Below are 327 nucleotides of genomic sequence, written 5' to 3' on the forward strand. Positions count from 1 at the left end.
TGGTCTCGGCATCATAGGGGGACTGCTTGAACAGATTCTGTCGGTAATCCGTCACACCGCAGGGCACAGCGGCAATGCTCTGCACCATAGGGGTCAGCTCCAGCAGGACGCCCAAGGTGCGGCGAAGCTCTTCGCCATCGTTGATGCCCCGGCAGAGCACCAGCTGACAGTTGACGGCGATGCCGCCCTCCACCAGACGGGGCAGGTACTTGAGAACCTCGCCGCCCCGCTTGTTGGCCTGCATCCGGACACGGAGCTGGGGGTTGGTGGTGTGCTCCGTAATGTTGATGGGCGAGATGTGCATCTTGATGTTGCGGTCGATCTCGT

General features: G+C 61.5%; 1 pseudogene. It reads right to left on the reverse strand.

Annotated elements, in window-relative coordinates:
* Nucleotides 1-327, reverse strand: a pseudogene (locus P0G09_RS16620) (radical SAM protein); the annotation flags it as partial.

The organism is Faecalibacterium sp. DFI.5.82 (assembly GCF_029076575.1).
Lineage (GTDB): Bacteria > Bacillota > Clostridia > Oscillospirales > Ruminococcaceae > Faecalibacterium > Faecalibacterium duncaniae.